The organism is Nostoc flagelliforme FACHB-838 (assembly GCF_014698065.1).
In the GTDB taxonomy this organism is placed as follows: Bacteria; Cyanobacteriota; Cyanobacteriia; order Cyanobacteriales; family Nostocaceae; genus Nostoc; species Nostoc flagelliforme_B.
On sequence record NZ_JACJSI010000276.1, the window covers coordinates 1 to 7,874 of the forward strand.

General features: G+C 42.9%; 7 protein-coding genes. 6 read left to right on the forward strand and 1 reads right to left on the reverse strand.

Annotation, left to right across the window (positions count from 1 at the left end; all coding sequences use genetic code 11):
- Positions 1-160: 160 nt before the first annotated feature.
- From H6G97_RS40610 to H6G97_RS40635, 6 genes are all read left to right on the forward strand, one after another.
- Positions 161-772: a hypothetical protein gene (locus H6G97_RS40610; protein ID WP_190946272.1), complete on the forward strand. Its 612-nt coding sequence runs from the start codon at positions 161-163 to the stop codon at positions 770-772.
- Between the two features lie 8 nt (positions 773-780).
- Positions 781-2,469 carry a ShlB/FhaC/HecB family hemolysin secretion/activation protein gene (locus H6G97_RS40615; RefSeq protein ID WP_190946273.1) on the forward strand — a complete coding sequence of 563 codons (1,689 nt, stop codon included), beginning with the start codon at positions 781-783 and terminating at the stop codon, positions 2,467-2,469.
- Between the two features lie 46 nt (positions 2,470-2,515).
- Positions 2,516-2,833: a hypothetical protein gene (locus H6G97_RS40620; RefSeq protein WP_190946274.1), complete on the forward strand. Its 318-nt coding sequence runs from the start codon at positions 2,516-2,518 to the stop codon at positions 2,831-2,833.
- A complete protein-coding gene (locus H6G97_RS40625) occupies positions 2,820-3,086 on the forward strand; it encodes a hypothetical protein (RefSeq protein WP_190946275.1) in 267 nt (88 codons plus the stop codon). Before H6G97_RS40620 ends, H6G97_RS40625 begins: the two co-directional genes overlap by 14 nt.
- Positions 3,087-3,587: 501 nt before the next feature.
- A complete protein-coding gene (locus tag H6G97_RS40630) occupies positions 3,588-3,758 on the forward strand; it encodes a hypothetical protein (RefSeq protein WP_190946276.1) in 171 nt (56 codons plus the stop codon).
- Between the two features lie 256 nt (positions 3,759-4,014).
- Positions 4,015-7,467: a plasmid replication protein, CyRepA1 family gene (locus H6G97_RS40635; protein WP_190946277.1), complete on the forward strand. Its 3,453-nt coding sequence runs from the start codon at positions 4,015-4,017 to the stop codon at positions 7,465-7,467.
- Between the two features lie 110 nt (positions 7,468-7,577).
- Here H6G97_RS40635 and H6G97_RS40640 read toward each other — a convergent pair.
- On the reverse strand, positions 7,578-7,874 hold a 297-nt coding region (locus tag H6G97_RS40640; RefSeq protein WP_190946278.1), incomplete at its 5' end, for a tyrosine-type recombinase/integrase.

Genomic DNA, 7,874 nt, shown 5'->3' on the forward strand with positions numbered 1-7,874 from the left:
CTCGTTGGGGATCTGGTGGCTATGCTTTTTTTCTTCTGGTAACTATAAACAAGATTAATTATTCGCTTGTTCGTATTGTTTCCGCGAACTACTTCTTTTTGTCCAAAGTCCAATTGGTGGAGAAGGAGGTAATATTTTTTTAACTTCTAATAATTTAATATTGCGTAATAGCTCCATTAATACCAATGCTTTTAATGCTGGGAATAGTGGCAATATCAACGTTGGTACAGATGCATTGGTATTACAAAATAGCAACATTACAGCTAATGCTTTTGAAGGGCAAGGTGGAAATATTAAAATTAATACTCAAGGTTTATTTGTGTCATCAAATAGCAAAGTTACAGCTACTTCAGAAAAGGGAGTTGACGGAACAGTACAAATTAATACTCCACAATTAGACCTTGTAAATTCTGGCATCAAAAGTTCATCTTTTCAAGATAACCTGGTTTTTAATGCCTGTTCTCCAAATTCCCTCGGTTTACCTAACAATCTCTCCATTTCTGGTAGAGGAGGAATTCCCGTTAATCTCGATGATTTATTTACTACTACATTGGGTTTGACAGATCCATCTTCTTCCATTCCTTCTCAACAATTACCTCAATTTGCTCAAACTAATAATACAGAAAATATAGTGGTAGCCCAAGGGTGGCGCAACAACGGCGATGGGACTGTTAGCTTTGTTATTACTCCAGGCCCTACTGACCAGATGGGTGCATACACTTCACTATTGAGATCATCTTGCATTAAGAGAGTACCAGATGTAAAGGGCTAAACAAGAGAGTGAGTTTACATTTACTAGCATCTTTAATCTTGACACAGGCACAAATTGAGCCAGGTAGGATTCATCAACAAAATCCGCCAACCATACAACAAATACCCCAGCTTCCCTCTCCATTAGCTCCAACACCATCACCACTAATACCTCCAGCATCCTCTACCCCCTTGCTTCCTCAAAGGATAATTCAACCGAATAATTTCGTCAAAATCAAAGTTCAAGGTTTTCGTTTTCAAGGGAATACAGTCTTTAATAATCAGGAGTTGGAGAAAGTATTATCAGATTTTGTCGGTCAAGAAATCACTTTTACTGATTTATCAAAAATCAGCGATAAAATTACTGATTATTATGTAGAGCAAGGATATATCAACTCTGGTGCGTACATTGGTGTTGCCGAGAATCAATCTCTCGAGGCTTACAATGCCATAGTTACTGTCTCAATTGTCGAAGGACAGATAGAAAAAATCAATATTGTAGGCGGACAGAGACTACACAATTATATACGTGCCCGTATCCCACAACCAATTCTCAATAATCAACGCTTATTATCAACGTTACAGTTACTTCAACAAGACCCATTAATTGAAAAAATTACTGCTTCATTGAAGGAGGGAGCTAAACCAAGCCAAGCTATTTTGGATATTAATGTGCAGCCCAGACAGGAATTTAATATCAATATTGGTCTAGACAACTACCGCTCTCCAGTCATCGGAACTTTCCAGCGCCGCATTGATATTTCGCACAATAACCTACTGGGATTGGGAGACGGACTCAGCATTAGTTACAGAAATACAGATGGCAGCAATGCGATCGCTCTTGGTTATTCTGTACCTGTCAACTCAAACAATGGTACTATCCGCTTCCTCTACGCCAATATTACTAATAATATTATTGAGCAACCTCTTAATTCCTTAGATATTGTGGCCGATGCATTGGCCTATGAAATTAGTTTTCGCCAACCTTTAATACAACAGGCTTCGGCTAACTCGGCACAAGAATTGGCATTAGGGCTGACTGTTTCGCGGCTAGAAAGCGAATCATCATTGCAAAATACTCCTTTTCCTATCTCGGCGGGCACAGATGCTTCGGGACGCACAAGGATTTTTGCACTCAGGTTTTTTCAAGACTGGTCAAATCGTAGTCTGACAGAAGCTCTGTTCGCTCGTTCGACCTTGAGTTTAGGGCTAGATGCAATGGATTCTACTATTAATGCCATCCCTCCTGATGGGCAATTTTTTAGTTGGGTAGGCGAAGCTTTATGGCTTAAACGTTTAGGCAATAGTAATACTTCTGTTGCTATCCGCTCACGCCTCCAATTGGCGGATAGACCTTTACCAGCTTTTGAGCAAATTAGTCTTGGAGGCATCAGTACTGTCAGAGGTTATAGGCAGGATACTTTTATATCTGACAATGGATTTCTTTTATCTACAGAATTACGCATTTCGGCTTGGGAAACGACTACGCAAGAATTACAGGTCATCCCCTTCATTGACTTTGGCACAAGCTGGAACAATAGTTCTGATACTTTCAGCCCTTCAAGTAGTTTAACCTCTATTGGGCTAGCCCTCCAATATCGCAGCGATCGCTTCAATGCCCGTCTTGATTGGGGCATTCCTCTGAATGAAATTAACTCAAACTCCAACACATGGCAAGAAAATGGCATTTATTTCTCGCTTAATTATCAACTGCTTTAAAAAAACTAAATACCTGTTTCTAAGTTTATTATTTACGCTAATAGTGGTGATTAGCCATGAAGTAATACTAGCAGGATCTACACCTAGTTTAGAAATAGGAAAGTCTCTCACACAGCAAGGTTTTTCACAATTGTACGATGGAAAACCAGAAGCTGCATTTAAAGCATGGCAAGCAGCTTATCGAGCCTATGAACAATTAAACAATGAGCAGGGAATGAACAGCAGTTTAATTAATCAAAGTCTGGCGCTGCAAGCACTAGGCTCTTATACTACAGCTTGCCAAGTCCTCACTCGGTACAGATTACTGATGCTTTACCAATATTATCGACTATCTCTTAGGCAAAATATTTATGGCTACCATTAAAGAGCTTTATCCATCCATCACTATAGAAAATGGTTGGCAAGAAATTAAGATTAATTGTGACAGCTACATTAGTTCTTGCACATTTAGACCCACTCTTTATCAACAACTGACTAACTTAGCCAGCCATTATTCAAAGACTGTACTAGCGATAGCCCTCCACATGAGTCAGTTCATTGTGTGTTTCTTCGACAAGAACCAATCTAAGTTTCCCGCACTAACTTACCCACAGGGGATACTATCTTACCAAGGGTGACGACAAGACAGCCCTAGTCAGATAGAGCAGATTTACCAAAATTAACAAGGAGAGGAGGCAAACCATTAAAGAATCAAATTTTGCTAGATGCGAAAAGCCCCGAAGTTCTGTAAGATCAAGCTTGTCAATATTTCGCAAGGAGGGAGAACACAGAAAATACATAAAAATTTAGGCAAAACCTACTGAGGAGTAGTGCTTTGCCTGGAAATCAAACAATCAAATAATTTCAGAGCGGGGTTGATCTCGGCTGACAAAGAAAGTGGCGCTTAAAGTTTGCCGACTTAAAACCACTGACTTGTCAAAAAGATACCACGCTGCTTTACTTTGCCAATTATAGCGATAAAGGGGTAGGTAAAGACAACTTTTGCTGCCCCTTTTTTAATGAATTGGTGAAAAATTTATATTTTACTTCAGTAAATTTTTGTAAAGTAGCGATATCAACAGCAATTTAGTTCTGAGAATCCAGTAAGGAAAGCCTTCCCCAGCGTATAGGACAGGCAGATGGAAATAATTCCACCTACCACAAGTGCGTTCGCCACAACAGAACAGTACAGTAAGGAAGCGATCGCTGTAGCGCTGTTTGGACTATGGAAAAATGACACACTAGGCTTTGCGGCTGGATTAGCGCAACAACGCAGGAAATGTGGCACTTTAAAGTCGTGCTGCATCTAAATTGTCAGTTGCGAAAAGCAGCGAATTGCGAACTGATACAACTCCCTCTGAGCTTGTCAACCAAGTTATCAGGGGAAAATATCATGACAAACAGAGAACACCCCAAGAGTGCAGTGTTAAAGCGCATGGGGTCGAGTACAGCTTTCGCATGGCAATTTTGTGCTGTGACGAAGGGAAATTTTCGGAATATCCAGGCTAGAGCAAGGATTTCGCAGCTTGAAAGAGTTCTCTCTAAGGGATTCCGGGGAGAGAACCGATGAACGCAGCGACAACTGAATATCCAAACAATCTCACGGCTGCGGAATACCATGAGTTGTTAGCTGGTAGCGCCATTCATCCGGCGTTGATTAAGCGCAACTTTTTCCACGTTGAGGGAGAATCAGTTTATGATTTTCTGTTCATATCTGATAAACTGCCACGTAAAAATGCGGGTCGGGTCACGGATGGATACATCAAAATGTATCAGCACCTATTACTGGGTGGGGCGTGGATTCAATCCCTTGACCCATTCAAAAACTGGCAACCGATGGAATGGGGGCGGATTAAGCCCAACTTCCCGCGCTTTGATTGGCAAACAGGTAAACCCGTCAAATACGAGTCACCCCCCAAAACCCCCAACCGCGTTACTTACTTTGATGTCGCTAACCCCATCTGGGACAAAGTTGCAAAGCGTTATTTAATTAAGCGCTATCATTCGCTTTTAACATTGCGCTTACTGGATAAACTCAATCCACTAATATTTTGGGAATGGGTAAAGCAACATCCAGAGATTCCAGTTATCTTATGCGAGGGCGAAAAAAAAGCGGCCTGCTTGCTCTCTTTAGGGTTTGTAGCGATCGCACTGCCGGGAATTTGGAACGGGCGCGTGGGCAAACAAGATTTTGATGAACGGTTGCATCCTGACTTAGTACCAATGGCTCAGGCGGGGCGCAAGTTCATAATTCTTTTTGACCACGAAACAAAAGCTAAAACCAGGTGGTCGGTGTTTCAAGCCACTGTTCGCACTGCAAAAGCAATCGACTCGGCTGGTTGCTTATGTGAAGTTGCGCTGTTACCAGGCCCAGAGAAAGGTGTTGATGATTTTGTAGTTGGTCGCGGTGTTGATGCCAATGCTCTGCTAACTGCAATTATAGATGATGCCAAATCACTTGCCGATTACCAGCGCTCGTATCGGGCTAAGAAATGGGGACTTAGCAAATACAAACCAGATGTCACTATTAATATCAAGTATCTCTCTGAGGCTTTGTGCATTCCTGAACTTGAAGAAAAATGCAATTTGCCTGAGCTTTATGATCTTGAAAAGGAACAACTTTTCACACCATCTATAAAAGGACATCAAAGAAACAAGGAGTCTACCGATTCTGGCGGAGTTGATTCAGACAAATCGAAGAAATCCCCTACCTTCAATTTCCCAAAATCAGGACTAGTCGTACTCTGGAGCGACATGGGTACAGGCAAAACTGAACTTATGCGCTGGTGGCGTAACCAAAATCCTGATGCCAGATTTCTCAACAATGGACATCGGGTTAACTTGTTGAAAAATCTTGCCGAACGCTTGCGGACGGCGATGTATTCCGACTTGGGTTACACAGGTTTAGCCCAGGCCCAAGCCCTTAGTATTACTATTGACAGCTTGCATAAGCTGAATACTCAGTCTCTCACCTACGGTTGCATATTTATAGATGAAGCCTGCCAATACCTCACCCACTTACTACACAGTAATACTTGCAAACAGCACCGTGCAGCAATACTTGAAGTCTTGGAATATATAGTATACAACGCGCCACTGGTCGTCATCGCTGATGCACACATGGATGATTTAACGGTAGACTTCTTTCTTGCAATGCGACCACTCGGTGAAGTCCCGTACATTATCAAAAACGAATGGCGAAACGGTTCACGCACAATTTATTGGTACGAGGGGGATAACTCAAGCGCCATAGTCGCCCAAATCTCGGCAGCGCTGATGCTTGGTGAGAAAGTCATGGTTGCCAGTGACAGTAAGCGTTTCATCAAAAAACTCGACAAATCCTTTACTATCAAATACGAAGAATCTAACTCCGAAAAATCACATACACCAAAAAAATGTCGTATCTGGTCGGTTCACTCTGACAATTCTGGCAGTGATGAGAATGTCGCTTTCATCAAAGATATCACCAACGCCGTCAAAAACTTTGATGCCTTGTTTACCTCTCCCAGTCTCGGTACTGGTGTCGATATTTCCGAGTATCATTTTGATTTAGTGTTCGGTGTCTTTCACGGCGTTTCCCAAACCGCTACCGAATGTGCCCAACAGCTTTACCGTTATCGTCCAAAAGTCCCGTTTCATATTTGGGTGGCCCCGCGCCCTCCCTTTGGTTACAAGGATACAAACGCATCCAAGATTAAAGAGCGCTTGCTCCAAACCAATGAAATGACCGCTTTTCTGTTGCGGATTGACAGAGAAACAGGCAAGCGAGGCGCAGAGAAAGATTGGGCGCTTGAAGCTTATTGCCAAATTCTTGGCAACCGCCACTATTCTCTCAATAATTTGCGTGATGACTTGCGATCGCTCCTCACAGAAATGGGCAATACATTTATATATGTGGGCAGTGATTCAGATCCTCAGTCTCTCGAAAGTCTTAAAGCAGCAGCACAAGCTTTGGATAGTGCCCACAATTCGGCTGTTGCCAAGGCTAACAATATTACTTTGAGTGAGTACCGTGCCCGTCAGAGCAAAGATTACCTTGACCCTAATGAAATTTTTGAATGCGAAAAATTCCGCATTTCTGATTCTTACGGCATTGAAGTAACCGAATCACTCGTAGAAATGGATAAAGGTGGCCGCTTAATAAGAGCCTTAGCTGGACTTGAGGCAATTTTAGCCCCACCCGAAGAATCGTTTACTGACCCCAAAACTGGGCAAACTTATCCTACCCCACCAACAATTGTCACTCAGAAAGACCGCGCCGAACGCGACAATCTACCTTTGTGCATCGACTGGGGCAATTACTCGGCACGGTGGCTGGCTAGATTTAACTTGGGGCTGCATCAGATTCTCAAGCGTTTAGTTGCGGGTGAGGAATTTACCGGAGACGATTCCACCTTACTTAAGATGAGGGAGATCGCTATACATTGTGCTGCTCACGTCAAAGCAATTCTTGGGTTTACTATTCCCCTAGACTGTAAACCTATTTGGTTGCTAGCCACAATGCTAGAGCAGCTGGGGCTAAAGTTGACTTTCCGCAAGCAGGGTAAGCGGGGTCAACAGGTGAAACTTTTTTCTTTATCTAAAGAGGAATTAGAATTTGCAATGCATGTAATTGCTCATCGCGTGGAAAAGCGTAATCAAAAAGAAAATCGAACCTATTACGCTGCTCAAACCCCTGCTGTGTATAGTGTAAACCTCAATCAGCAGCCCGTATCCACACCCCCCCCTAATGCTATAGGGAACTCCCATTGCCAAGGGGAGGATACTACCGATTCTGAACCGTCCCAAACAGACCGGATTACGCTACTCCACTGCGTAGAAACACTACGAAGAGGTATTTCTCTTGGAGTAGACGCGATTAAAGGCATCCTTAAGCGATGGGTTGAGGATTTGCGCTGGGAGACGGTACTGGAACTTGAGGCGATCGCGGCAAATGAACTGCGACTTGTGGAATCTCAAGTTCCTGAATTTTATGAATGGCTCTCTGAAGAAGTGTTGCCTATGGAGGGGGCTGGCTAGAGAAAAATCCCTTTGGCATTTGAAAGCTGTTTTTTGTTTCGTTCCCGGTAGCAATTGATGCCACTGGTTCCAATTTGTGCTGCATTTTCACAAGCCATGCAAAATAAATGTTAAAGATCCATCAAGTTTAAAGCGCTACTGTCATTAGGTCTAGCCTTGAGATAGCGATCGGTGATGACTAAATTGGCATGACCCAAAGTTTCTTTCACCAGCACTGGATTTGTCCCGCGCTCAATCGCGTGAGAACCGTGGGCATGACGTAACCAGTGAGCAGAAACCAGTTCGCTTAATCCAGCTTCTTGTGCAATTGCTTTGACAATCGGGTGCAAGTTTTGACGGTCGAGGTGTCCCCCTTTTTGACTTCGGAACACTGCGTCTGTAGATAAAGCTTGACCTTTGAACTCCAT

What these genes read in the sequence shown, in the direction of transcription:
- H6G97_RS40625 (WP_190946275.1), top strand. Translation starts at nt 2,820, where the DNA reads ATGGCTACCATTAAAGAGCTTTATCCATCCATCACTATAGAAAATGGT.
- H6G97_RS40630 (WP_190946276.1), top strand. Translation starts at nt 3,588, where the DNA reads ATGGAAATAATTCCACCTACCACAAGTGCGTTCGCCACAACAGAACAG.
- H6G97_RS40635 (WP_190946277.1), top strand. Translation starts at nt 4,015, where the DNA reads ATGAACGCAGCGACAACTGAATATCCAAACAATCTCACGGCTGCGGAA.